Origin of the sequence: Hyphomicrobium sp. (assembly GCF_020852195.1) — a bacterium.
In the GTDB taxonomy this organism is placed as follows: Bacteria; Pseudomonadota; Alphaproteobacteria; order Rhizobiales; family Hyphomicrobiaceae; genus Hyphomicrobium_C.
Map to the genome: position 1 here is coordinate 1 of NZ_JADZBI010000099.1, position 25,521 is coordinate 25,521.

Below are 25,521 nucleotides of genomic sequence, written 5' to 3' on the forward strand. Positions count from 1 at the left end.
AGCCGTAGCGCACGTCGCGCAGGCCGACCGCGCCGGCCATGTCCTGCAGCTCGCAGTCGCCGTTGGCGGCGCAGGTCAGGCAGTCCAGCGGATGGTCGGAGATGTAGAGCTCCATCACGCCCTTGCGGATGGCGGCGAGGCGCGGCGTCTGGGTCTTGACCGAGATACCGGGGGCGACGGGCGTGGTGCAAGAAGCCGGCGTGCCGTTGCGGCCCTCGATCTCGACCAGGCAGAGGCGGCAGGAGCCGAAGCTCTCCAGCATGTCGGTGGCGCAGAGCTTGGGGATCTGCGTGCCCATGTCCATCGCCGCGCGCATGATCGACGTGCCTTCCGGCACCGTCACCTCGACGCCGTCGATAGTGAGCGTCACCAGCTTCTCGGACTTGGACGCCGGGGTACCGTAATCGGTCTCTTTGATCAGGGCCATGGTCCTACTCCGCTGCCTCGGCCAGCTTCCGTGTGGGCCGGCCGAAATCCTCAGGGAAATGTGTCAACGCGCTCATAACGGGATATGGGGTGAAACCACCCAAAGCGCAAAGCGACCCGAACTTCATTGTGTTGCACAGGTCCTCGATGACAGCAAGATTGCGGGCCGTATCCTGGCCGGCCATCACCTTGTCCATCGTCTCGTAGCCCCGCGTCGAGCCGATGCGGCAGGGCGTGCACTTGCCGCAGCTCTCGATGGCGCAGAACTCGAAGGCGAATCGTGCCTGCTTGGCCATGTTCGCTGTGTCATCGAAGACCACGACGCCGGCGTGGCCGATGAGGCCATCCTTGGCGGCGAAGGACTCGTAGTCGAACGGCGTGTCGAACAGCGCGCGCGGGAAGTAGGCGCCGAGCGGTCCGCCGACCTGCACGGCCTTGACGGGACGGCCCGAAAACGTGCCGCCTCCAACATCGTCGACAAGCTCACCTAATGTAATGCCGAACGCGGTCTCGAACAGGCCGCCGAACTTCAGGTTGCCGGCGAGCTGGATCGGCATCGTGCCGCGGGAGCGGCCCATGCCGTAGTCGGCGTACGCCTTGGCGCCCTCGGCCAGGATGTAGGGCACGGCGCAGAGCGAGAGCACGTTGTTGATGACGGTCGGCTTGTCGAACAAGCCCTTGTGGGCCGGCAGCGGCGGCTTGGCGCGCACGAGCCCGCGCCTGCCCTCGAGGCTTTCGAGCAGCGAGGTTTCCTCGCCGCAGACGTAGGCGCCTGCACCGATGCGGACCTCAAGCTCGAACGCGTATTCGGAGCCGGCGACTTTCGGGCCCAGGAAGCCGGCCTTGCGCGCGGCGGCGATGGCGGCGTTCAGCGCCACGGCGGCGTGCGGATACTCGGAGCGGAGGTAGATATACCCACGTGTGGCGCCGACCGCGATGCCGGCGATGGTCATGCCCTCGACGAGCAGGAAGGGGTCGCCCTCCATGATCATGCGGTCGGCGAAGGTGCCGCTGTCGCCCTCGTCGGCGTTGCAGACGATGTACTTCTGGTCGCCGGCGGTATCATGAACGGTCTTCCACTTGATGCCGGTCGGGAAGCCGGCGCCGCCGCGGCCGCGCAGGCCGGACTTCGCAACCTCATCCACGATCTCGATCGGCGTCATGGTCAGCGCGCGCTCGAGGCCCTTGTAGCCGTCGTGGGCGCGGTAGTCGTCGAGGGAGACCGGATCGGTGATACCGCAGCGCGCGAACGTGAGCCGCGTCTGGCGCGTCAGGTAGGGATGCTCGTCGACGACGCCAATGGCGAGCGGATGCGTGATGGCCGCGACGGGCCGCCCCTCCAGGATGCCGGCCTTCACCAGGCTCTCGACATCGGAGACCGTCACCGGCCCGAAGCCGTAGCGGACGCCGTCGCGCTCGATCTCGACCAGCGGCTCGAGCCACAGCATGCCGCGCGAGCCGTTGCGCACGATCTCGACCTGCGGCCCCGCCTTCTTCGCCGCCGCGCCAAGGGCGACCGCGACCTCGTCGGCTCCGACCGCGATTGCCGCCGCGTCCCGCGGCACGAAGATGCGCAGCATCATGCCTGGGCCTCTTTCAGCAACTGATCCAGCCGGGTGTTGTCCAGCCGCCCAACGAGGCGCCCGTTGAGCATGGCAGAGGGCGCGGTGGCGCAGAGGCCGAGGCAGTAGACCGCCTCCAGCGTCACACGGCCGTCGGCGCTCGTGCCGCCGCAGGCGACGCCCAGTCGGTCCTCGGCGCGCGCCACAAGACGCTCGCATCCCATGGACTGGCAGGCCTCGGCGCGGCACAACTTGAGGACGTGCTTGCCGGGCAGCTCGCGGCGGAAATCATGATAGAAGGTCACCACGCCGTGGACCTCGGCGCGGGACAGGTTCAGCTCGCGCGCGATGACGGGGACCACCTCCTCCGGCACATGGCCGAAGACGTGCTGCAGGGCGTGCAGGATCGGCATCAGCGGCCCTTCGAGCGCCTGATGCTCTAATACGATCTCGACCGTGCGCTCCTCGCTCCACGGCTCGAAGCGGCTCATCGGCGCCCTCCGGATCTGTTTATAGTTATTAGAATGTAGATCGACCCAAGGGGCGGAAAGATCAATAGCGCTATCTCGTGCTTCGATAGACCGTTTCTATCGATACTTACGGTTGCAGAGGCAGCTCTAGGGCCGGATCAGACGGCCTCGGCCTTGGCCGGATTGCCGACGCGCTTGGCGTGCGCGATGAAGGCCGCGACCAGGGGAGAATGGGGCTCGCGCTTGGTGACGATCAGCCCGATCTTGTGGGTCACCGTTGGCTCGACCAGCGTGATCGGCCGCAGGCGGCTCGGCCTGTCCAGCGTCTCTGCCAGCCGGGAGGGCAGGATGCTGGCCCACTCGCCCGAGCGCACGTGCGCATAGAGCACGAGCATGGAGTTGCTTTCGAGGGTGGGCGTCTGACGGATGCCGGCCTCCTCCAGGTGGCGGTCGATAAGGCGCCGGTTCTGCATGTCCGGCGTCAGCAGGCAGAGCGGGAGCTGCCCGGCCTCAGCCCAGGTTACCTGCTCCCGCTTGGCCAGCGGGCTTTCCGGTGCAACCAGAAGCACATAGCGCTCGTCGTAGATGCGGATCATCTCGAAGCGCGGCGGCGGCTCGGTGTCGACGTAGGAGATGCCGATGTCCACCTCGAGATTCTCCAGCTTGGCCAGGATGGAATCCGAGGTCATGGACAGGATCGTCAGGTTGACGTCCGGGTAGCGGCGGCGCATGGGCACCGTCAGCTCGGCGAGAAACGGCAGCGACGTCGGGATGACGGCCAGCTTCAGGTGGCCGGAGAGACCCTTCTTCAGGGCTTCAATCTCCTGGCGCATGGCGCGGGCGTCGCCCACGATGCGGCGCGCCCAGTCCAGGATCCGCTCGCCCTCGGGCGTGAAGCGCTGGAAGCGGGACCCGCGCTCCACGATCAGCACACCCAATTGATCTTCAAGGCTTTTCAGCGCAGACGAGAGCGTGGGCTGGGTGACACCCGCGGCCTCCGCCGCGCGGCCGAAGTGGCGTTCACGGGCCAGCGCCAGGAGCAGTTCGAGCTTATCGATCATGGTGTCCAGGCGCCTCGGGCGCGGCCCCGCAAAGACTGGTCTCGACTATAGACGACCGCGCACCGGGGTGCACGAGCCACCAACGGCCAAAGCGCTCAATTCCGTGTGGTTTCCGCGATACCTAGCAATCCGGCGTATTTTACGGACTCTATTCCCGGAGGGTTAACCTCAAAGGATATATTTCGTCCGTCCGTCCATTGCAGGATAGCGGAATTTACGAGTCCTAAGCCGGTGGCGAACGAAGGTGGCGGGGTCTTTCTGGGAGCCCGCAGTCGTATGGTTTCGCACCCCTCCTCGCCTTTGGCCGCATCGCGGCCGGGATGTTCCGACAATGTTCCGGCGCGCAGCTCCGGCCCCTCCTTCGTCGGCCGGTTCGCCGCCGATACCGGGGGCGGCATCGCCATCATGTTCGCGCTGATGCTGGTTGCGCTCTGCCTCTTCGTCGGCGCCGCGGTCGACATCGGGCGCTGGCTGCAGGCGCGGCACCAGACGATCGCCGCCATGGACGCCGCCGTGCTCAAGGGCGGGCGCATGCTGCAGGAGGACGAAACAGACGTCGAGGGCGCGCGCATCGCGGCCCAGCAGTACTACACCGAGAACACGAGAAACCGCACGGAGGTGATCGAAGACACGATCGCGTTCGATGCGGTGGACGACAACAGCGCTTTCGCGGCCACCGGGAACGCCTACGTCAAGACGGCGTTCCTGAGCTTCGCCCGCATCTCCAAGCTTCCGCTCTTCAACGCGGCGGAAGCCCAGTTCTCGAAGGCGGTGTTCAGGGCCGGCGGCAGCTCCAACAACGAGGTCGAGATCTCGATGATGCTCGACGTGACGGGCTCGATGAAGGATTCGAAGTCGACGAAGAAGATCTCCGATCTCAAGGTGGCCGCCGCCGATCTCGTCAACATCGTGATCTCCGAAAGCAGCAACGCAAACCCAGTGCGCGTGGCGCTGGTGCCGTTCGCGGAGGGCGTGCGCCTTCCGACCGCCGCACACAACAAGGCACGCGACACATCCCAGAAGTCCGTCCAGTACAGCTACAAGAACAAGAACAAGACGGAGAAGGTGACCTACTACCCGACGGAGTGCGTCGTCGAGCGAAAGGGCGCGAACAAGTACACGGACGTAGGCCCCGGCACCGGCAACTACGTGATGACGCTGCTCAACAACGACGGGGCGAACGGGAATTCGGGAAAGTGCGGGCTTCCAGCGGCGGACGAGGTCGTGCCGCTGAGCAAGAACAAGGCGCTTCTCAAGCAGAGGATCGAGAAACTAGAGCTTTCCGGCTCCACCGCCGGACAGATCGGCACCGCGTGGGCCTGGTATACGCTCTCGCCGAACTGGAACTCGCTGTGGAGCGGAGACAGCGCAGCCAGCGCGTATGGCGGGACCACGCGCAAGATCGCGATCCTCATGACGGACGGCGAATATAACATGCAGTATGACACCAATGGCGTCAGCACCAGCGAGAACGGTGCCGGCTCGGCCGTCAACGGCACCTCGACAACGCAGGCGCGCGAGGTGTGCACGGCGATGAAGCAAGCCGGCATCGCCGTCTACACTGTCGGCTTCGCGCTCGGCAAGAACGCGACGGCGATTGCGACGCTCGATCACTGCGCGACCAATCCCGGCATGGCTTACACCGCCGACAACGGCAACGAGCTCAAGCAGGCGTTCCGCGACATCGCGCTCAAGATCAACCAGCTCTATCTCACGCACTGAACCCGCTGCGGGACTCGTGCTCGGCGATCGCGCGCCGGATCATCGTGATCCGGCGCGCTCCTTATGCGGCTCGCGGCAGCTCCCTGTTGCAGGTTCTCCACAGACGCGGACTTGAGGCGTGATCGCGTCCACGAGGCATGGCAGAGTGCCGGCCCCCGCGGGGGCTGAAGCGCGATCATCATCCAGCCTTCCACCGGACCAATGATCGGCGCCCCGAACGGATGGTGGGGGGCCGTCGCAGCTTTGTCGAAAGGTCTCGCCCTGATGCCGCACGCTACCGCCTGCCGCGCCGCAGGGCTTCTGCTGATGCTGCTGGCGCTAGCGGCGTGCTCGTCGTCCGGTTCGCCGGAAGCGCCGTCCGCCCAGCCCCGCGCCGCAGAGGGAGTCCGCCGCGACCCCGTCGTCCCAGGGCGGCCGGCCCGCGTGTTCGTCATGGCGGGCTTCGGCGAGAACTGCGAAAGCCTCGCGTCCCCGACCGTCAAGGTGACCCAGCCGCCCACCAAGGGCAGTGTCACGTTCGAGCCGGGGCAGCCGACCACAGTCAACACCAGCGCGTCCGGCACCTGCATCGGAACGCGCGTGCTCGGGACCGGCATCTACTACACGGCGCGTCCGGGCGAGCGCGGCACCGACACCTTCTCCGTCGAGGCGTCGCTCGACGGCTCCGTGACGCAACGCACGTTTACCGTGGAGATCGCGGAGTGAGGTCCAATTGGTCGGCCCACGTCCAACCGTGCCGCATACCAATGTCGCAATAATGAGCGGTTGTCCGCTGTCGCCTGGGCTCGTAGGGTGGCCCTCCCTCCGTCAGGGGCCATCGCCCCTGCCCCCTTCGTCTCACGACCGAAGCAATGGCCAACAAATCCCAGCGCACGCGCATTACCGCCCAAGAGGCGCTGCAATTTCACGCGCAAGGCAAGCCCGGCAAGCTCGAGATCACGCCCACGAAGCCTCTCGTCACGCAGCGTGACCTGTCGCTTGCGTATTCGCCCGGCGTCGCGGTGCCGGTCGAAGCTATCGCGGAAAATCCCTCGCTCGCCTACGACTACACGAACAAGGGCAACCTCGTGGCCGTGGTCTCGAACGGCACGGCCATCCTCGGGCTCGGCAACCTCGGCGCGCTGGCGTCGAAGCCCGTGATGGAGGGCAAGGGCGCGCTGTTCAAGCGCTTCGCCGACATCGATGCCATCGACCTGCTCGTCGACACCGAGGACGTCGACGCGTTCGTCAACTCGGTGCGATATCTGGGCCCTTCCTTCGGCGGCATCAATCTCGAGGACATCAAGGCCCCAGACTGCTTCATCATCGAGGAGCGCCTGAAGGAGCTGCTCGACATCCCGGTGTTCCACGACGACCAGCACGGGACGGCGATCATCGCCGCGGCAGGACTCATCAACGCGCTCGAACTCACCGGGCGCGACATCGCGGAGAGCCGGCTGGTCGTGAACGGCGCCGGCGCGGCCGGCATCGCCTGCATCGGCCTCGCCGTCGCGCTCGGACTGCCCGCCAAGAACGTCACGCTCTGCGACACCAAGGGCGTCATCTACCAGGGCCGCAAGGAAGGCATGAACCAGTGGAAGAGCGCGTACGCCTCGAAGACGAAGGCACGCACGCTCGCCGAGGCGCTGGACGGCGCGGACGTTTTCTTCGGGCTGTCGGTCAAAGGCGCGGTGACAGGCCAGATGGTCGCCGCAATGGCGGATAGGCCGATCATCTTCGCGATGGCCAATCCGGATCCCGAGATCACGCCCGAGGAGGTCATGGCCGTGCGAGAGGATGCCATCGTGGCCACGGGGCGATCCGACTATCCAAACCAGATCAACAACGTGCTCGGCTTCCCGTTCATCTTCCGGGGCGCCCTCGACGTGCAGGCGCGCACCATCAACGACGAGATGAAGATCGCTGCGGCCCGCGCGCTGGCGGCGCTGGCGCGCGAGGACGTGCCGGACGTGGTGATGGCCGCATTCCTCGGACGGCGCCCGACCTTCGGGCCCGACTACATCATCCCGGCGCCGTTCGACCCGCGCCTCATCACCCGCCTGCCGCCGGCAGTGGCGCAGGCGGCCATGGACTCGGGCGTGGCGCGGCGGCCGATCGTCGACATGGACGCCTACGTCTCGCGGCTCAACGCGCGGCTCGACCCCGTCTCCGACTGGCTGCAGTCGATCTTCGAGCGCGTGCGCGCGGAGCCGCGCCGCATCGTGTTCGCCGAGGGCGAGGATCCGGCCGTGATCCGCGCCGCCAACAGCTACGTCGCGCAAGGGCTTGGAACGCCGGTGCTGGTCGGCACGGAATCCGTCGTGCGCGAGCGCTTCCGCGAGGCCGGCATCCGACTGCGCGACAGTTTCGAGATCGTCGACATCCGCAACTCGCCGTTGACCGAGGAGTTCACAGAGTTCCTCTACGCGCGCCTGCAGCGGCGCGGCTACCTCAAGCGCGACTGCCTGCGTCTCGTCATGAATGAGCGCAACGTGTTCGCCGCCCTCCTGGTCGCGCACGGCGTGGCCGACTGCATGGTGGCGGGCGTCACGCGCAACTGGGCGAACGTGTTCCGCGACGTGCGGCGCGTGATCGACCCCCAGCCCGGCCGTCGCGTGATCGGCGTCAGCCTGGCGCTCTGCCGCGGGCGCGGCGTGCTGGTGGCGGATACCGAGGTGCATGAAGCGCCGACCGGAGAGCAGCTCGCCGACATCGCCACCGAGGCGGCGAGTGCGGCACGCAAGTTCGGCATGGACCCCAGGGTGGCTCTGCTTACGTACTCGACCTTCGGTCAGCCGCAGAACGAGCGCGCGGACCGGGTACGAGAGGCCGTCGCCATCCTGGACGAGCGGGGCGTCGACTTCGAGTTCGACGGCGACATCGCCGCCGACGTCGCGCTCTCGGCCGACCTCATGAAGCTCTATCCCTTCTGCCGCCTCACGGGCCCGGCAAACGTGCTCGTCATGCCGGCGTTCCACGCGGCCTCGATCTCCACCAAGATGCTGAAGGAGCTGGCGGGGGCAACCCTCATCGGCCCACTGCTCGTCGGCCTCGAGAAAAGTGTGCAGATCTCGACGCTCGGCGCCAAGGATACGGACATCCTGAACCTCGCGGCGCTCGCGGCGTACGACTTCGGAGGCTAAAGTCGGCTCCGGACTCCCGCGGGGCTCCGAGCCGATGCCGCCCGAGGTCGATGGATGTCTGCGCACTCACATTCACACGCCCATTCCCACGATCATGCCGCGCACGCGGCGGGTGCAAGCGAGCGGCGTATCGGTCTCGCGGCGTTGCTCACCGGCTTCTTCATGGCGGCCGAGTTCGCGGGCGGGATCATCTCTGGCTCGCTGGCGCTGATCGCCGACGCCGGCCACATGCTCACCGACTCCGCCGGCTTGACGCTGGCGTGGCTCGGATTCCGGCTCGCACGCCGGCCGGCGGACTGGAAACGCTCCTACGGCTACGACCGCTTCGGCGTGCTGGTGGCGTTCGCCAACGGGCTGCTCCTGTTCGCCATCGCGGGTTGGATCGTGGTGGAAGCGGTGCATCGCTTCCGGGCGCCCTCGCCGGTGCTTGGCGGCGTCATGTTCTGGGTGGCGCTTGCGGGCCTCATCGTCAACCTGATCGCGTTTCGCCTGCTGCAGGGCGGCGATCACGGCAACCTGAACGTCCGTGCGGCGGCCCTGCATGTCATCGGGGACCTTCTGGGCTCCGTCGCCGCGCTGGCTGCGGCGCTCGTCATCCTCGCGACCGGATGGACGCCGATCGATCCCATCCTGTCGGTTCTGGTCGCGTTGCTCATCCTGGGATCGGCGGCCCGCATCGTGCGCGACGCCGGCCATATCCTGCTGCAGGGGACACCGGCGGGGCTCGATCCCCACGAGATCGGGGAGACCATCAAGGCGTCTGTTCCGGAGGTGCGCGACGTGCATCATGTGCACGCCTGGTCGCTCAGCCAGGAGCGGCCGATCATCACACTGCACGCGCGGGTCTCCGACGACGTCGGGGCGCCGGAGACGGTCACGGCCGCCATCAAGGCGCATTTGAAAAGCCGCTATGGCGTTGATCACGCGACCGTCGAGCTCGAGTTCGAGCACTGCGCCGATGCGGATAAGCCGCACCCCCGCCCCCGAGCTTGATACCGAGGGACCACTAAGCAGCGTTCCCTATTGCACTGGCTCAACCGGCCCCGCCATACTCTGTGCCCTTATATATAGCATGGCCACGAAGGGGGGACGTCATGGCTGGCAAGGGAGAGCTCACCCGAAGAAACGCATTGAAGCTCGGCCTTGCGGGCGCCGCCGGCGCTGCAGCGCTCAAGGGATCGGAAGCGGAGGCCGCCAAGCCCGCCGCTTCGCAGAAGACGAAGCGGCCGAATATCCTGTTTCTGCTCGTCGACGAGCAGCGTTTTCCCACCGTCTACGAGAGCGCCGCGCTCAAGGAGTTTCGGGCCAAGCACCTCCCCGCACAAGGCAAGCTCGCCAAGGCCGGCGTGAGCTTCGAACGGCACTATGTCGCCTCCGTCGCCTGCGTGCCGAGCCGGACCTCGCTCTACACCGGCCATTACCCATCGCTGCACGGCGTCGCGAATACCGACGGGGCCGCGAAGGCCGCCAACGATCCGGACATGCACTGGCTGCTGCCGGGGTCCGTGCCGACGCTCGGCCACTACCTGCGCCACGCCGGCTACCGCACGCTCTGGAAAGGCAAGTGGCATGTGACGGAGGCCGATCTCAAGGTGCCCGGCACCGAGCAGGTCGTCACGAGCTACGACGAGAACGGCATCACGGTGCCGGAGAAGGAGGCCACCTATCTCAAGGCCGACACGCTCGATCCGTTCGGGTTCTCGGGATGGATCGGACCCGAGCCGCACGGATCGGATCCGTTGCGCTCCGGCTCCAGCGCCGGCCAGGGCCGGCAGGGCCGGGATCCGGCAATCGCGACCCAGGTCGTGCAGACGCTGAAGGAGCTCAACGAGTCGGAGGACGACAGCCCGTGGTTCCTGATGGCGTCGTTCACCAACCCGCACGACATCGCGCTGTGGGGCTTCTTCGCCAACCTCGCCGCGGACCGGCAGGCGGCCTACGACTTCAGCGTGCCCGACACGGTGCCGGAGGAGGTGTTCGACCGCAGCCTGTTCGGACGCACGCGGCTCGAGAAGCTCGACGACAAGCCCTCGTGCCAAAAGTCCTACAAGGACGCCTACAGCAAGTTCATGCAGCCCTCGTTCGCGAGCCGCGAGTACTATCGGTTCTACTATCGGCTGCACGCGGACGTGGACAAGCATCTCGGCGAGGTGCTGGCGGCGCTCGAGGCGACGCGGTTCCGCAACGACACCATCGTCGTCTTCACCTCCGACCACGGCGACATCCTCGGCGCGCACGGCGGCCTGCACCAGAAATGGTACATGGCCTACGAGGAGGCGACGCGGGTGCCGCTCGTCGTCGTGCTGCCGGGCAAGCAGGCGCCGCGCACGGTCCCGATCCCGACCAGCCACATCGACATCGCACCGACGCTGCTCGGGCTCGCCGGCCTCGACCACAACGAGATCCGCACGGCGATCGCGCCGGGCTTCACCGATCCGCTGCCGCTCGTGGGACGCGATCTCTCGCCCCTGATCCGCGGCGAGGTGGCGCCGGAGAAGCTCGCCGAGCCCATCTATTTCATGACGGACGACGATCCAAGCCGTGGGCTCGATCAGAAGAACTTCATCGGTATCACCTACGACTCCGTCGCGCAGCCGAACCACGTGGAGAGCGTCATCACGGCGATCGAGGGCGAGGTATGGAAGTACTCGCGCTATTTCGATCATCCCCGCTACTGGAGCGCGCCCGGAACGCCCGGAGCCGACGGCGTGCGCGACGTGGTCAACACGCCGCTCGGACGCGAGGGCGACGACGACGGCAACTCGCGGCGCATCTACGAGGAGCGCGTCAAGACGCAGCCGGCGCCGAGCGAGTACGAGATGTACAACGTCACCGCCGACCCGATGGAGCTCGAGAACCTCGCCGGCAAGCCCGAGTGGAAGGTGCGCGAGAGCGCGCTGCGCGACCTGCTCGTCGAGCAGTGCGCGCGCAAGCGGCTGACGCCGAAGAGCGGGCCGGTGCCCGGAGAGGACGGCTGCCGCAAGGTGTAGACCGCTATAGCCCGTTCATTCGAGTTTCGAAGCACCGCGCTCCTCCACAAGACCGTCATGGCCGGCCAAGCCCGGGCGATGGTGGCGGTCTAGTCAGTGGTTCCATGGCGCTGGTCGCGGAGCTTCCAATAGAGAAGCGCTGCCAGCATCGCGAGGCTCGCGCCGTTGGCCACTACGATGACAGGGTCGCTGCGCGCAATGCCATAGAGACACCACAGCGTCAGGCCGACCGCGAGCGTTATCAGCATGCGCAGCGACAGATCGCGCGTCTCCCCTGTCTGCCAGGTCTTCCTGACCTGAGGAACGTAGGAGGCCGTCGTGCAGACGGCGGCGGCCGTTCCGATCAGGGTCGCCCAGCCGTCCATGGCCTCATGCAACGAACAGGAAATGCCATCGCGGTGGCTCCTTCTCCATCGGCCAAAGCTCTCCGCTGTGGAAGCTGGCCATAGCCTCGCATTACAGATCGCATCGATGGAGCAACCCTCTCTGCGCGATCGAAGTTCCCATACCAGGGGGATTGGCCTGCAACGCGGAGCGTACCCCAGCCGCCGCGTTGCCCAGCACGGAGGCTCGACCCCATGGCTCTCTTCAACCGGACGGCGCGCTTCGCACCAGCGCGCCACGCGCGTGCCATCACACTGCTGCCGCTCGCCCTCCTCTGCTCCGTTTTCGCGCTGACACCCGCGTCGGTGGTCGCGCAGTCGAGCGGCAGCGGAGGAAGTGCCGGGTCAAGCGGATCCGGAGGCGGCACCGGCACCAGCACCGGCGCCGGAAGCAGCGCAACGGGTGACGCGGTGACCAGTCCCTCGACGCGCAGCCCAGCTACAGGCCCGCAATCCCGATCGCCGGCGATGGCACCCTCCCCCATTCCGCAGCGTGACACCGGGGTTCCGCCGGTGCCGTCCGCGGGCAACGCGGAGCCGAACTCGCCGATCTACCGTCGCGACCCGCCGCCCGGCGCACTTGATGCGCAACGCGACCTAGAAACCACGACACCCGAGACGGATGCGCCTCTGGGCGGAAGCGGCGGCGCCGGGTCAGCAGGCACAGCGAACAGCGGCGATCCGCTCATTCCGACCGACCCGTCGGGCAACCCGGCCGATTCCGGCCCGGGGCGAATGACCAACTCCATTGGCGAGGAGCCCGACAGGATTAAGCGCGGCGGCGGCGCGGCTGGCGCCAACCTCGAGGAATGCATGAAGCTCTGGGATCCCAGCACCCACATGACCAAGGAACGGTGGAAGGTCACGTGCGAGCGGCTCGGGCGGTGAGGCCACGCTACACCGCCGCTTCGGACGCGTGCGGTCCGAATCGATCGAGAAGATCCACGGTTCACAACTCTTCGGGCCGCTCGTGCCCGAAGCACGGTCAGAGAAGAAAGACCGCCAGCAGGGTCAGGACGAGCGCGGCGGTCGCGATTGCCAGCATGACGCCCCTGACAAAGGAGCGGTAAGTCTGGACATGCGCGGGGTAGTCGGCATCGACGACGGGATCGTAGGTTGCCATCGTGGAACCTCCTCATTCGATCGATTGATCGGACGTCGGCGCAACGTCAACGGCGGCGGGATGCTGGCGTTCCAGTCCGGATGCGCAGGTCAGATCCGCGACGGATGCCTACCTCCGCGATGCTCACGGGCCGCCACCGCGAAGTCCGCTCATGGTGGAAGGTCGGGCGGAATGTCCGTCGGGCGGATGGGTGCGCGCACAGATCGTGGATCGACGATAACGAAGGAAACTCAATGCGTTGGCGCGCACAAGCCTCGCTCAAGATCGAATCGGATACTAGACGGGTACTGAGATTCCATCGCTTCGTGGAACCGCGCGTGCCGTCGTCCAACCTTCGCCGTTGCCGTGGAGCCCATCCGAATGAAGGTCGTGATTCTCGCCGGCGGCCTCGGCTCGCGCCTCGCGGAGGAGACCGGCGTCCGCCCCAAGCCGCTGGTTGAGATCGGCGAGAAGCCGATCCTGTGGCACATCATGAACATCTATGCCCATCACGGCCTCACGGACTTCATCATCTGTGCCGGCTACAAGGGCTACATGATCAAGGAGTACTTCGTTAACCTCTGCCTACACCACAACGACATAACCGTGGACCTCGCGACCAACGCCATCGCCTACCACAAGGCGCAGCGGCTCAACTGGCGCGTGACCGTGGTCGATACCGGCGCGCATTCGATGACAGGCGGGCGCATCCGGCGCGTGCGCGACTATCTCGACCCCGACGAGCCATTCTGCATGACCTACGGAGACGGGGTCAGCGACATCGACCTTTCGGCCGAGATCGCCTTTCATCGCAGCCACGGTCTCAAAGCCACCATGTGCGCCGTCATGCCGCCCGGCCGCTTCGGCACCGCCAACATCGAGAACGGACGCGTCAGCGCGTTCGTCGAAAAGCCGAAGGCCAACGGGCAGCGCATCAACGGCGGGTTCTTCGTGCTCGACCGCTCCGTCATCGATCTGATCGAGGGCGACGACACGATCTGGGAGGCGGGCCCGCTCGAATGGCTCGCCAACAACGGGCAGCTCGCCGCCTTCGAGCACGACGGCTTCTGGCAGCCGATGGACACTCTGCGCGACCGCATGCAGCTCGAGGATCTCTGGAACTCCGGGAAAGCGCCGTGGAAGACGTGGAACTAGACGCGTTCTGGCGCGGACGGCGCGTGCTCGTGACCGGGCACACAGGCTTCAAGGGGGCGTGGCTCTGCCTGTGGCTCGAAAAACTCGGCGCCGTGGTTTCGGCAGTCGCGCTGGCACCCGAGACCCATCCATCGCTCTACGAGAAGCTCGCGCCCTGGCGCGCCGGGCGCCACCACGTCCAGGACATCCGCGACGGCGAGGCGCTTCGCGCGCGCATGCGGGCGGTGCAGCCCGAGATCGTACTCCACATGGCGGCGCAGGCCCTGGTACGCCCCTCCTACGATGCGCCCGCGGACACCTTCGCGACCAACGTCATGGGAACGGTGCATGTGCTCGAGGCGGTTCGGGCGTGCCCGTCGGTGAGGGCGGTGCTCGTGATCACTTCGGACAAGGTCTACGCCAACGACGGCGGCGGCCGGCCCTTCGTAGAGACGGACCGGCTCGGGGGACACGATCCCTACAGCGCGTCCAAAACCTGCGCCGAGATCGTGTGCCACAGCTATCGGGTAAGCTTTCTCGATGAGCTTGGCGTTCGGCTGGCCACCGCGCGCGCCGGCAACGTGATCGGCGGCGGCGATTGGGCCAAGGACCGTCTGAGCCCCGACTTCGTGCGTGCGCTCGACCGCGGGGCGCCGCTGCTGCTGCGCTACCCCCATGCCGTGCGCCCGTGGCAGCATGTGCTGGAACCGCTTTCGGGATACCTGCGGTTCGCGCAAGCATTGACGGAGGATCGCGACGGCATCCTGCCGGAAGCCTTCAACTTCGGGCCCGATGCGGCGTGCGTCGCGACCGTATCCGAATTGGCCGAAGCTTTCGCCGCTGCCTATGGCGTCGAGAACGCCTGGATGCCGGCCGCGGGCCTGCATCCTCACGAGGCCGCCACGCTCGGGCTCAGCTCTGCACGCGCCCGCGGAGCACTCGGCTGGCGGCCTCGCCTCACGCTGCGGCAGACCGTCGACTGGACTGCCGACTGGTACAAGGCCGACCGCAATGGCGCCGACATGCGCGCCTTCTCGCTCGACCAGATCGCGGCCTACGAACAGCTCGCCGTCTCCGAGCCGCGCGCCGCGCGTGCGGAGGACGAGCTGATGGTGCAAGCATGAGATTTACGCCGACAGCGGTTGCAGGGGCATTCGTCGTCGAGCTGGACGGGCACGTCGACGCGCGCGGGATGTTTGCGCGCGCGTTCTGCGCCGATACGTTCGCCGCGCAGGGGCTGGCCTCCGTCTATCCGCACTGCAACCTGTCCCACAACCACAAGCGCGGCACGCTGCGCGGCCTGCACTATCAGGCGGAACCGAAGTCGGAGGCCAAGCTCGTGCGCGCCATTCGCGGCCGGGTGTTCGACGTTGCGCTCGATCTGAGGCCGGAGTCCGTGACCTATCTCCGCTGGGCGGGCGTGGAGTTGGACGCTGCCAAGCGTAATGCGCTCTACGTGCCGCCGGGGTGTGCGCACGGCTTCCTGACGCTCGAGGACGACTGCGAGGTCTTCTATCAGGTGTCGGAGGTCTATGCGCCGGAGCTCGATCGCGGCGTCCGCTTCGACGATCCGGCGTTCGGCATCGACTGGCCCTTCGCGCCGAGCGTCATCAGTACGCGCGACATGGCGCACGCGCCGTACAGGCCGATGGCGCTTGTCTGAGCCGCAGTGTCGCCGGCGCCGCTAGAGCAAGATCCGACCTTAAGGAATCGCGTGGCTTCCTCCCCCCCCTCGTGAAGAAAGAGAATGACCGGAAAAGGATCTAGACCTTGATGGCGATCACTTCCATGCGGCTCGCCTCGCCCTCGCCGACGTTGTACTCGGCGAACTTGAAGCCCTGTGCGGCAAGCAGCTTCACGAGGCGCTCGCGCGTGAAGATGTGATAGTGCGCGAGATCGCCCCAATGGGGGTTCGCGCCCGAGGCATCGAGGATGCGCCACATCAGGGTGTCGCTGTTCGGCATCGACAGGAACAGCGCACCGCCGCGGCGCATCATGCGGTGGACGGCCGCGAGCGCGCGTCTCGGATAGGGGCTGCGCTGCAGCCCGTCCACCATGCTCACCACGCTGAAGCGGTCGATGGCCGGAATGTCCTCGACGTCGTCCCAATAGGCCTTGATGCCGAGCTTCAGCAGCGTCTCGACGCTGCTGATCGAGCGGTCGGTGCCGACGGCCTCGTAGCCCCACTCGTCAGCGGCGAACAGAAGCGCGCCGTCGCCTGTGCCGACGTCGAGCCATTCGCCGGCGGGTGCGTAGCGCACCACGCGCTCGACGATACGCGCCGCGCGCCTGCGTCCGGCCTCGATGTTCTCGCCGATTCGCTGGCTCTCGTCGGTCGGCGGGAACACGAGATCGCGCGCCTCGGGCGTCAAATGGCCCTCGGCGAAGATGTGCCCGCAGTCACTGCATCCGCGCCACTTCACGGTCGGCGGAAGCTCCGGCTTGTAGTGCGGATGATCGGTGATCCTGGCCTCGATCTGATAGGGAATGTCGTCGCTATCACACAGCGGGCAACACGCGTAGTGGGCGCGCGCATCGAGGAGCGGTGCTGGCGCCGCCGCGCCTGCCAGGATGTCCGGCTCGCTCTCCACCACGGCGAACGGCCGCGCCACCTCTCCTCGTCTCATGATGTCCACCATGGTCTCATAGGCCCGTTCAAGATTGCGGGTGTAGCGGTCGGAATCGAACAGCGGAGCGGTCTCGCGCTCAGCGGCGATCTTGCGCCGGATCGGCTCGAGCCGGCGCCTGTCCTCGGCGAAGGCGATAGCAGCCCGCTCGTAGGCGTCCAGGCTGTCGGTGATCAGCTCGTCGAGGTTCATGGCGGTGAGAATGCTCGCCGCGACGCGACCCGAGAAGGTCTCGCCGATGCACGTCAGAACGGGGAGCCCGGCCCACAACGCGTCGCTCGCGGTGGTGTGGGCGTTGTACTGGGGGGTATCGAGGAAGAGATCGGCAAGTCGCAGGCGCGCAAGATGCTCGGCGGGCGGGCGCGGCGTGGCAAGGATCAGACGCGCCGGGTCGACGCCGCGCGCCGCCGCCTCGCGCGCTAGGTTCTCGCGGCACCCTGCCTCCTTGGCATAGATCCACAGGACGGCGCCCGGGACGCGCTTGAGCAGGCGCATCCAGACGTCGAACAGTACCGGGGTGAGCTTGTAGGGGTTGTTGAACGAGCAGAAGACGAAGGCGTCCTCCGGCAGCCCGAACTCGGCGCGCGTCATCGGCGCATCGGCGATCTTACGCTGGCGGTCGTTGGGCTGGTAGCAATGCGGAAGGTGAACGATGCGCTCGGTGTAGTGCTCCTGATGCTCCATCGGTGCGACGACCGGGTCGGCGAGGACGTAGTCGATGTAGTCGGCGCCCATGGTGCCTGGATAGCCGAGATAGTTCACCTGGATCGGCGCAGGACGATAGGAGAAGATCTCCGTGCGCGCGTGGCGCGTGTAGCCCTTGAGGTCGACCAGGATGTCGATGCCGTCGGCATGGATGGCGGCGGCCGCCTCGCGGTCGGTCATGGTGCCGATGTCGACGAAGCGGTCGAAGGCTGCAACAACGCGGCGGCGCATGTCGCTGCCGTCGTCGGGGCTGTAGCAATAGGCGAAGAGCTCGAAGCGGCTGCGATCGGTCTTCTCGAGCACCTCGGCCAGCAGGAACGCGGTCGCGTGCGCGAAGAAATCGGCCGAGACATAGCCGACGCGAATGCGCCGGTCGCGCCTCGATCCGGTGAGGTGGCTTTCGAACCTCTGCTCGGCGGGCGCGGCGACAGCTCGCGCAAAGCGCTGCGCCGCCTTGAACTGCATCGCCCGATCCGACGGCATGGGGAGAAGGAGGAAGGGCGCGACGCAGCTCTTCGACGTCTCCAGGAGATCGAGGCTGCGTGCCTCCTCGGCGTCGAGGCCGTCCCAGTCGCATAGGATGCGCCGCAGGTGGATGTGCTCGAAGCGGAAGACGAGAGAGTCCGGCGCGCATGCGATGGCCCGGCCGATCGCCGCGCGGGCTTCCTCGGTGCGGCCCATCAACTTGTAGGTGATGCCGAGGTCGTAGTGGGCGTTGGTGAGCTCCGGGTTCAGCTTCACCGCATGCTCGAGCGCTGTGGCCGCACCCTCGTGCATCTCCATGCCGCGCAACAAAGTGCCGACGCGCGCGTAGGCGTCGTCACGCTCGGGCTCAAGCGCGAGGCCTGCCTGGTATGCCGAGAGCGCGTCCCGCTTCTTGCCGGCTCCTTCGAGTGCCGAGGCGAAATTGAAATGATAGTCCGCCCGGTCCGGCACGAGCGTTGTCGCGCGCCGCTGGACCGGTACGGCCTCCGCGAAACGCTTCTCCGCGCGCAGGAAGGTCGCCAGCTCGTCGCAAAGGCGCGCCCGTTCGGCCGGATCGTCGGTCGCGGCATCGATCATGGCCTCGGCCGTGTCGCGCTGCCCGGTGGCCGCGAGGATGCGACGCTCCAGGCTTTGCGCGCCGGCAAGATCGGGATCGAGCGCGCGTGCCCGGCGGCAGAGCTCCAACGCCTCCCCGGCATTGCCGGCCTGCAGCAGAAGCTCGCCCATCTTCGCGAGCACTGTCGGCTGATCGGGCTTGAGCTTGAGCGATTCCTCGTAGGCGGCGACGGCATCGACGTCGTTCTGTGCCGCGCGCAACAGGTTGCCGAGCACGGAAAACGCTTTTGCATCCGCCGGCGCGAGCGCCACGCATTGCCGGCAGGCCGAGATGGCCTCGTCCAGGCGGCTGGCGTCGCGCAACATGACGGCGAGGCTCAGCCAGGCCTTGTGCGACTTGGGATCGATGGCGAGGCTCTGGCGGATGTAGTCGATGGCCTCGTTGCAAGCGTTGCTCCTGAAGGCGATCAGGCCGAGGTTGTGCAGGCTCGGCGCGTGGCGCGGCGTCCGTGCCAGGATGCGGCGATGGATTGCCTCGGACTGCTGCAGCCTGCCTTCGCGCAGGTGCTCCACGGCCTCGCGAAAATCACGGGCGAGCAGCGGATCCTGGGCGGGCGCTGCGGCTGCCCGCGAATTCGACTGCGTAAGCCGCCGCTGTTTCCGGCTCATCTTCCCTCGGTCGGGGGGCTGATCATCATCGCCATAATCGAGGCCGGCTTATAGTGGCGCAATCCTGCGCGAGGCTTGTGCTTCGACGCGCGCCATGCGCGAAGAATCGGATTTTATGGCGCCAAATCAATTAGATCTGAAGCGCACACTCCCGCTCCGCTCCAACCCTCGGATGCCTGCCGACACGCCTGCGGCAGGCCCCAGATTCGTTCAATTTGGATGTCGAGATGCGAGCGGTCGCCCGCAGGCTGCGGAGAGAGGTATGACAGACAGATCCGCCATCGTGGAATGGCTGCTCCAGTCCGATCCGTCGATCCGGTGGCAGGTCCTGCGCGACCTCACCGACGAGCCCGAGGAGGTCGTGGCGGCCGAGCGGTCGCGCGTCGCCTGGGAGGGCTGGGGCGCCGAGCTGCTTGCACTGCAATCTCCCGACGGCCACTGGAGCGACGAGCAGGAGCACGGGTGGATGTCCACCAACGACGCGCTGGCGCTGCTCAAGGAGCTGGGCGCGGACCCGGCGGACGAGAAGGTGCGCAGTGCGGTTGACCTCGTGCAGGAGCGCATCGCTTGGTGGCAGCTCGACGGCCGGCCCTTCTTCGACGGCGAGACCGAGGCCTGCATCAACGGGCGCATCCTGGCGGCGGGCGCCTACTTCGGCGCGCCGGTCGAACGGCTGCTCGGGCGTCTGCTCGACGAGCAGCTTGCGGACGGCGGCTGGAACTGTGAGGCGCCGCCGAGCACGCGGTCGTCGTTCCACTCCACGATCTGCGTGCTAGAAGGGCTGCTCGCCTACGAGGAGGCCCACGGCGCCACGCCCGCGGTGACACAGGCGCGCGCCCGCGGGCAGGACTACCTCCTGGAGCGGCGCATGCTGAGGTCGCTGACCACCGGCGAGGTGATAAAGGCCCGCTGGACGCAGTTCTCGTTCCCAACGATCTGGTACTACGACGTGCTGCGTGGGCTCGACTATCTGCGGAGCGCCGACGTCAAGCCCGACGAACGGGTCGGCGAGGCCGTTGCACTGGTGGAACAGCGACGCGATGCGAACGGGCGATGGGCGCTCGATGTGCTCAACCCTGACCACGAGCGGATTCCGCTCGACATGGAAACCAACATCGGACACGCCAGCCGCTGGAACACGCTGCGCGCGCTGCGGGTGCTTGATTGGCATGCAGGGTGATCCATATCCGCCCGCGACGAAAGTTGCCTTGACCGCAATGCCGAAGCTCACCATGTTCCCCAACGTCAGCAATGGACTGCGGAAGAGATCGGCTTGCCCAAGTGGCCGGCCGGCGCCGAAGGAGCAACCGCCCCGGAAACTCTCAGGCAAACGGACCGCAGTCCGATGACACTCTGGAAAGCGATGCGACGGTGAGCCGTCTCATCCACCGACGATGACAAGGGGCCAGACCTGCCGGACACGTGGCGGGCGCGGCGCCTAATCTTTCAGGTCTCGCGACAGAGGGGGCTCGTTTTCCGCGCACATCCGTGCGTGGGAGAGAGATGGAGCCCCGACGTGAGCGATAGACCGCACGCCGAATCCGCCGCCGTTCTGGCCCGCACGCCGCTCCATGCGTTGCATGTCGCGCGCGGCGCGCGAATGGTGCCGTTCGCCGGCTACGAGATGCCGGTGCAGTATGCAGCGGGCGTCCTCAAGGAGCACCTGCACACGCGGGCGGCGGCAGGCCTTTTCGACGTGTCGCACATGGGACAGATCGTCGTGCGCGCCAAATCGGGCCGCACGTCGGACGCCGCGCTGGCGCTCGAGCGGCTGGTGCCGGTCGACGTGCTGGGGCTCGCGGCCGGCCGGCAGCGCTATGCGGTCTTCACCAACGACGACGGCGGCATCCTGGACGACCTGATGATCGCGCATCGCGGCGATCATCTGCTCCTCGTCGTCAACGCCGCCTGCAAGGACGTCGACGAGGCCCATCTCAATGCGCACCTCTCGGACACCTGCGACGTCGAACGGCTCGACCGGGCGCTGATCGCGCTGCAGGGGCCGAAGGCCGAAGCGGTGCTCGCGCGTCTTGCGCCAGGGTGCGCGGACATGACGTTCATGGATGTGCGGCCGCTCGATATTCTCGGGGCCTCCTGCATCGTCACCCGCTCCGGCTACACGGGCGAGGACGGATTCGAGATTTCCATCCCGGAGGATCGGGCGCCAGAGATCGCCGCAGCGCTGCTCGACGATGCGGCCGTCATGCCGATCGGGCTCGGGGCACGCGACTCGCTGCGTCTCGAGGCCGGCCTGTGTCTCTACGGCGCTGATCTCGATCAGACGACAACGCCCGTCGAAGCCGGGCTTTCGTGGGCCATACAGAACGTGCGGCGTCGCGGCGGCGCACGGGAGGGGGGCTTCCCCGGCGCGCGCATCATCCTCGATCAGATCGACAGCGGAACCGCGCGATGCCGCGTGGGATTGCTGGCCGAAGGGCGGGCGCCCGTGCGCGCCGGCGCGCAGATCTTCGCCTCGGATGCCGCCACAGAGCCGATCGGCACGGTCACATCCGGCGGTTTCGGGCCGACGGCGGACCGGCCCGTCGCCATGGGCTACGTGCCGCCCGCGCTGGCCGCCCCAGGCACCACCGTTCTCGCCGAGGTGCGTGGCAAGCGGCTGCCGATGGCTGTCGCGCCCTTGCCATTCGTCGAGCCGAAGTTCAAGCGCGGCAACCGCCGCCTGCCATGAAAGGAGTTTCCCCGTGATAAAATTCACCGAAGAGCATGAATGGCTGACGCTGGAGGGCGACGTTGCGACGGTCGGCATCACCGAGCACGCCTCGACCCAGCTCGGCGACCTCGTCTTCGTCGAGTTGCCGGTGGTCGGCGCGACGTTGAAGAAGGGCGACGGCGCGGCGGTGGTCGAGTCGGTGAAGGTCGCTTCCGACGTGTTCGCCCCGCTCGACGGCGAAGTCGTCGAGATCAACGTGGCCGTCGCGCGGGATCCGGCACTCGTCAACTCCGACCCGCTCGGCAAGGGCTGGCTCTACCGGATGCGGCTCGCCAACGCCGCAGACTTCGACGGCCTCCTTGACGAAGCCGCCTACAAGGCGCTCGTCGACTGAGACCCTTTTCGCGGAGATCACCATGCCAGGCTCCTACGACCCCTACGACTTCGCCAACCGCCGCCACATCGGCCCTTCGGCGGCCGAGATCACGGAGATGCTGGCCGTGGTCGGCGCCGAAAGCCTTCACGCGCTCATCGACGAGACGATGCCGGCGGCCATCCGCCAGGCGTCGCGCATCGATTTCGGAAAGTCGCTCTCCGAGCGGCGTGCCCTCGACACGGTGCGCGCGACCGCCAACAAGAACCGCGTGCTGACCTCGCTCATCGGGCAGGGCTACCACGGCACCATCATGCCGCCCGCCATCCAGCGCAACATCTTCGAGAACCCGGCCTGGTACACGGCCTATTCGCCCTATCAACCCGAGATCAGCCAGGGGCGTCTCGAAGCGCTGCTCAACTTCCAGACGCTCGTCGGCGACCTCACGGGGCTCGACATCGCCAATGCCTCGCTGCTCGACGAGGCCACGGCGGCGGCCGAGGCGATGGCCATGGCGCGCCGCGTTGCGACCTCCAAGGCCGATGCCTTCTTCGTCGACAAGGACTGCCTGCCGCAGACCCTCGCCGTGGTGAGGACGCGGGCCGAGCCGCTCGGCTGGCGCGTCGTTGTCGGCGATCCCTTCCGCGACCTCGAACCCGAACGCGTGTTCGGTGCGCTGTTCCAGTATCCCGGCGTGTGCGGGGCCTGCCATGACTTCTCGGGTCCGATCGCGAAGCTGCATGCCGCGGGTGCCATCGCCGCCGTCGCGGCCGACCCGCTGGCACTGACGCTGCTCAAGTCTCCCGGCGAGATGGGCGCCGACATCGCCGTCGGCTCCATGCAGCGCTACGGCGTGCCGATGGGCTACGGCGGGCCGCACGCGGCCTACATGGCGACCCGCGATGCCTACAAGCGCACGCTGCCCGGCCGTATCGTCGGCGTCTCGATCGACTCGCGCGGCAACCGCGCCTATCGCCTCGCGCTGCAGACGCGCGAGCAGCACATCCGCCGCGAGAAGGCCACTTCTAATATCTGCACCTCGCAGGTGCTGCTCGCCGTCATCGCGTCGATGTATGCCGTCTTTCACGGGCCGCGCGGGCTCAAGGCCATCGCCGAGCGCGTGCATCGCGATGCCGTGCGCCTCGACGACGGGCTGACGTCGCTCGGCTTCAAGGTGAGCCCCAGCGCCTACTTCGACACCCTCACGGTCGAGGTCGGGCCGTACCAGGGCCTGATCCTCAAGAATGCCGTCGACAACGGCGTGAACCTGCGCAAGGTCGGCAGCGACCGCATCGGCATCACCGTCGACGAGCGCACACGCCCAGATACGCTGGAAGCCGTGTGGCACGCGTTCGGCGGCTTCGACCTCCGGTATCATGAGGCCTATCCGCCCTCGCGGCTGCCGCAGGACCTCATCCGCACGTCGGAGATCCTGACGCATCCGATCTTCCATATGAACCGCGCCGAGAGCGAGATGACGCGCTACATGCGCCGCCTCGCCGACCGCGACCTGGCGCTCGACCGCTCGATGATCCCGCTCGGCTCGTGCACGATGAAGCTCAATGCGACGGCGGAGATGCTGCCGATCTCGTGGCCGGAGTTCGGCGAGCTGCACCCGTTCGTGCCGGCCGACCAAGCCGAGGGCTACAAGGAGCTGATCGACGATCTGTCGCGGAAGCTCTGCGTCATCACGGGCTATGACGCCATCTCGATGCAGCCGAACTCGGGCGCGCAGGGCGAGTACGCCGGGCTCCTGGCCATTCGCGCCTATCACAAGAGCCGCGGGGAGAGCGACCGCAACGTCTGCCTCATCCCGGCCTCCGCGCACGGCACCAATCCGGCGTCGGCGCAGATGTGCGGCATGACGGTGGTGGTCGTCGGCACTGATGCGGGCGGCAACATCGACGTCGCCGACTTCCGCGCCAAGGCCGAGAAGCACAAGGAGCGGCTGGCCGCTTGCATGATCACCTATCCCTCGACGCACGGGGTGTTCGAGGAGACCGTGCGCGAGCTTTGCGAGATCACGCACGCTAACGGCGGACAGGTGTATTTCGATGGCGCCAATCTCAATGCGCTCGTTGGCCTGGCGCGGCCCGGCGACATCGGCGCCGACGTCGGCCACATCAACCTGCACAAGACGTTCTGCATCCCGCACGGCGGCGGCGGGCCAGGCATGGGGCCGATTGGCGTCAAGGTGCATCTCATCCCGTTCCTGCCCGGGCACCCCGAGACGGACGGCCGCGAGCACACCGTCTCGGCGGCGCCGTACGGATCGGCATCCATCCTGCCGATCTCGTGGAGCTATTGCCTGCTGATGGGCGGGAAGGGGCTGACGCAGGCAACCCGCATCGCCATCCTCAACGCCAACTACATCGCCAAGCGGCTCGAGGGCGCCTATCCGGTGCTCTATGCGGGGCGCAACGGGCGCGTGGCGCACGAGTGCATCATCGATACGCGCCCGCTCGCCGAAAGCGCGGGCGTCACGGTGGACGACATCGCCAAGCGGCTGATCGATTGCGGCTTCCATGCGCCAACCATGAGCTGGCCGGTTGCCGGCACGCTGATGATCGAGCCGACGGAGAGCGAGACCAAGGCCGAGCTGGACCGTTTCTGCTCCGCCATGCTGGCCATTCACGAGGAAGCGCGCGCCATCGCGGAGGGGCGCATCGACCGCAAGAACAACCCGCTCAAGAACGCGCCGCATACGGTTGAGGATCTGATCGGCCCGTGGGACAGGCCCTATTCGCGCGAGGCCGCGTGCTTCCCGCCGGGCGCCTTCCGCGTCGACAAGTACTGGCCGCCCGTCAACCGCGTCGACAACGTCCACGGCGACCGCAATCTCATCTGCTCGTGCCCGCCGCTCGAAACCTACAGGGACGCCGCCGAGTAAACCCCGTGCGGTCGCGACCCGACCCGGGTCACGGGTTCGCACGGCAACGCCAGTCCAGACCGATCACGCTTTTTTCTGTTGCGCTGCAGCGGCCGAACACGCAACAGTCGCGTCGCGAGGAGAATGTCTTTTACAGGGGGTCAGTCGTATACCTCGCAGACTGACTGTCGAATGGGACTGCGGGCCAGCCCGGCCTTGCTCCAAGCGGAATGCGCGACCGTATCGCGCCGCGAGGTACCCACTCATGCCATGCCGATTCCACTCCATCGCGATCGTCGAGCGTGTCCCCGGCTCCCATCGCTGCCTGGGGATCGGCGACGATGCCGACGTGCGACGGACCTTTCCGCCCCCGATTGGGTGCGCACGCGAGCAGCACGTACCTCCGCGCCCGTCGACGGACTAGGCGCAACCGGGCAGCGCGCGGAGCCGCGGGTGCGCCTTCCGGCGTCCCTCCGCAATCGACAGCCGCTACCGAGGCGGCGACACCCCGTATCGACCAATGGATGGCCTTGCACCTTTCTGCGATGCCGCAATAGCGCACTGCAGTCCGCCCGGCGGCCGGGACGCGGTGCC

At 67.1% G+C, this 25,521-nt stretch carries 20 protein-coding genes and 1 riboswitch; of the genes, 13 read left to right on the forward strand and 7 right to left on the reverse strand.

Features of this window, described 5'->3' with window-relative positions:
• From IT540_RS08010 to IT540_RS08025, 4 genes are all read right to left on the reverse strand, one after another.
• Positions 1 to 427 (reverse strand): 2Fe-2S iron-sulfur cluster-binding protein (locus IT540_RS08010; RefSeq protein WP_291175501.1); only part of this gene is annotated, 427 nt, incomplete at its 3' end.
• 4 nt (positions 428 to 431) lie between these two features.
• On the reverse strand, positions 432 to 2,009 hold the full coding sequence (locus IT540_RS08015; RefSeq protein WP_291175504.1) for an NADH-quinone oxidoreductase subunit NuoF: 1,578 nt from the start codon (positions 2,007 to 2,009) through the stop codon (positions 432 to 434).
• Positions 2,006 to 2,479, reverse strand: a complete 474-nt coding sequence (locus tag IT540_RS08020; protein WP_291175507.1) for a formate dehydrogenase subunit gamma — start codon at positions 2,477 to 2,479, stop codon at positions 2,006 to 2,008. The genes IT540_RS08015 and IT540_RS08020 overlap by 4 nt, the downstream gene beginning before the upstream one ends.
• A gap of 137 nt (positions 2,480 to 2,616) precedes the next feature.
• Positions 2,617 to 3,519 carry a LysR family transcriptional regulator gene (locus tag IT540_RS08025; RefSeq protein ID WP_291175511.1) on the reverse strand — a complete coding sequence of 301 codons (903 nt, stop codon included), beginning with the start codon at positions 3,517 to 3,519 and terminating at the stop codon, positions 2,617 to 2,619.
• A gap of 276 nt (positions 3,520 to 3,795) precedes the next feature.
• Between IT540_RS08025 and IT540_RS08030 the strand changes: the two genes are divergently transcribed.
• The 5 genes from IT540_RS08030 (at position 3,796) to IT540_RS08050 (ending at position 11,353) form a co-directional block, all read left to right on the forward strand.
• Positions 3,796 to 5,241 carry a pilus assembly protein gene (locus tag IT540_RS08030; RefSeq protein ID WP_291175514.1) on the forward strand — a complete coding sequence of 482 codons (1,446 nt, stop codon included), beginning with the start codon at positions 3,796 to 3,798 and terminating at the stop codon, positions 5,239 to 5,241.
• A gap of 264 nt (positions 5,242 to 5,505) precedes the next feature.
• The gene (locus tag IT540_RS08035; protein WP_291175517.1) at positions 5,506 to 5,946 is read left to right on the forward strand and encodes a hypothetical protein; all 441 of its coding nucleotides are present in this window, start codon (positions 5,506 to 5,508) and stop codon (positions 5,944 to 5,946) included.
• A gap of 146 nt (positions 5,947 to 6,092) precedes the next feature.
• Positions 6,093 to 8,363, forward strand: coding sequence for an NADP-dependent malic enzyme (locus IT540_RS08040; protein ID WP_291175520.1), 2,271 nt, complete (start codon positions 6,093 to 6,095; stop codon positions 8,361 to 8,363).
• 54 nt (positions 8,364 to 8,417) lie between these two features.
• Positions 8,418 to 9,356, forward strand: coding sequence for a cation diffusion facilitator family transporter (locus IT540_RS08045; RefSeq protein ID WP_291175523.1), 939 nt, complete (start codon positions 8,418 to 8,420; stop codon positions 9,354 to 9,356).
• 101 nt (positions 9,357 to 9,457) lie between these two features.
• A complete protein-coding gene (locus tag IT540_RS08050) occupies positions 9,458 to 11,353 on the forward strand; it encodes a sulfatase-like hydrolase/transferase (protein ID WP_291175526.1) in 1,896 nt (631 codons plus the stop codon).
• Positions 11,354 to 11,442: 89 nt separating this feature from the next.
• On the opposite strand, the gene IT540_RS08055 is transcribed toward IT540_RS08050, so the two are convergent.
• Positions 11,443 to 11,718, reverse strand: coding sequence for a SemiSWEET transporter (locus tag IT540_RS08055; protein WP_291175529.1), 276 nt, complete (start codon positions 11,716 to 11,718; stop codon positions 11,443 to 11,445).
• 213 nt (positions 11,719 to 11,931) lie between these two features.
• On the opposite strand from IT540_RS08055, the gene IT540_RS08060 reads away from it, so the two are divergent.
• The gene (locus IT540_RS08060) at positions 11,932 to 12,624 is read left to right on the forward strand and encodes a hypothetical protein (protein WP_291175532.1); all 693 of its coding nucleotides are present in this window, start codon (positions 11,932 to 11,934) and stop codon (positions 12,622 to 12,624) included.
• Between the two features lie 97 nt (positions 12,625 to 12,721).
• Here IT540_RS08060 and IT540_RS08065 read toward each other — a convergent pair whose 3' ends face one another.
• Positions 12,722 to 12,859 (reverse strand): aa3-type cytochrome c oxidase subunit IV, encoded by a 138-nt coding sequence (locus IT540_RS08065; RefSeq protein ID WP_291175535.1) that lies wholly within the window; start codon positions 12,857 to 12,859, stop codon positions 12,722 to 12,724.
• 360 nt (positions 12,860 to 13,219) lie between these two features.
• Between IT540_RS08065 and rfbF the strand changes: the two genes are divergently transcribed.
• The 3 genes from rfbF to rfbC are packed head-to-tail and all read left to right on the forward strand — an operon-like array spanning position 13,220 to position 15,635.
• A complete protein-coding gene (rfbF, locus tag IT540_RS08070; RefSeq protein ID WP_291175538.1) occupies positions 13,220 to 13,993 on the forward strand; it encodes a glucose-1-phosphate cytidylyltransferase in 774 nt (257 codons plus the stop codon).
• The gene (gene rfbG / locus IT540_RS08075; RefSeq protein WP_291175585.1) at positions 13,984 to 15,096 is read left to right on the forward strand and encodes a CDP-glucose 4,6-dehydratase; all 1,113 of its coding nucleotides are present in this window, start codon (positions 13,984 to 13,986) and stop codon (positions 15,094 to 15,096) included. Before rfbF ends, rfbG begins: the two co-directional genes overlap by 10 nt.
• Positions 15,093 to 15,635: a dTDP-4-dehydrorhamnose 3,5-epimerase gene (rfbC, locus tag IT540_RS08080; protein ID WP_291175541.1), complete on the forward strand. Its 543-nt coding sequence runs from the start codon at positions 15,093 to 15,095 to the stop codon at positions 15,633 to 15,635. The genes rfbG and rfbC overlap by 4 nt, the downstream gene beginning before the upstream one ends.
• Positions 15,636 to 15,735: 100 nt before the next feature.
• Here the strand turns inward: rfbC and IT540_RS08085 are convergent, their stop codons facing one another.
• Entirely contained in the window at positions 15,736 to 19,014 is a 3,279-nt protein-coding gene (locus tag IT540_RS08085) for a tetratricopeptide repeat protein (RefSeq protein ID WP_291175544.1), read from the reverse strand.
• 262 nt (positions 19,015 to 19,276) lie between these two features.
• On the opposite strand from IT540_RS08085, the gene IT540_RS08090 reads away from it, so the two are divergent.
• The 4 genes from IT540_RS08090 to gcvP all read left to right on the forward strand — a co-directional run bounded on the left by IT540_RS08090 (position 19,277) and on the right by gcvP (position 24,948).
• On the forward strand, positions 19,277 to 20,194 hold the full coding sequence (locus tag IT540_RS08090; RefSeq protein WP_291175547.1) for a squalene cyclase: 918 nt from the start codon (positions 19,277 to 19,279) through the stop codon (positions 20,192 to 20,194).
• 69 nt (positions 20,195 to 20,263) lie between these two features.
• Positions 20,264 to 20,362: riboswitch (glycine riboswitch) on the forward strand.
• A gap of 168 nt (positions 20,363 to 20,530) precedes the next feature.
• Entirely contained in the window at positions 20,531 to 21,703 is a 1,173-nt protein-coding gene (gcvT, locus tag IT540_RS08095) for a glycine cleavage system aminomethyltransferase GcvT (protein WP_291175550.1), read from the forward strand.
• A gap of 13 nt (positions 21,704 to 21,716) precedes the next feature.
• On the forward strand, positions 21,717 to 22,079 hold the full coding sequence (gene gcvH, locus IT540_RS08100; protein ID WP_291175553.1) for a glycine cleavage system protein GcvH: 363 nt from the start codon (positions 21,717 to 21,719) through the stop codon (positions 22,077 to 22,079).
• 22 nt (positions 22,080 to 22,101) lie between these two features.
• Positions 22,102 to 24,948: an aminomethyl-transferring glycine dehydrogenase gene (gene gcvP, locus IT540_RS08105; protein ID WP_291175557.1), complete on the forward strand. Its 2,847-nt coding sequence runs from the start codon at positions 22,102 to 22,104 to the stop codon at positions 24,946 to 24,948.
• Positions 24,949 to 25,521: the final 573 nt, after the last annotated feature.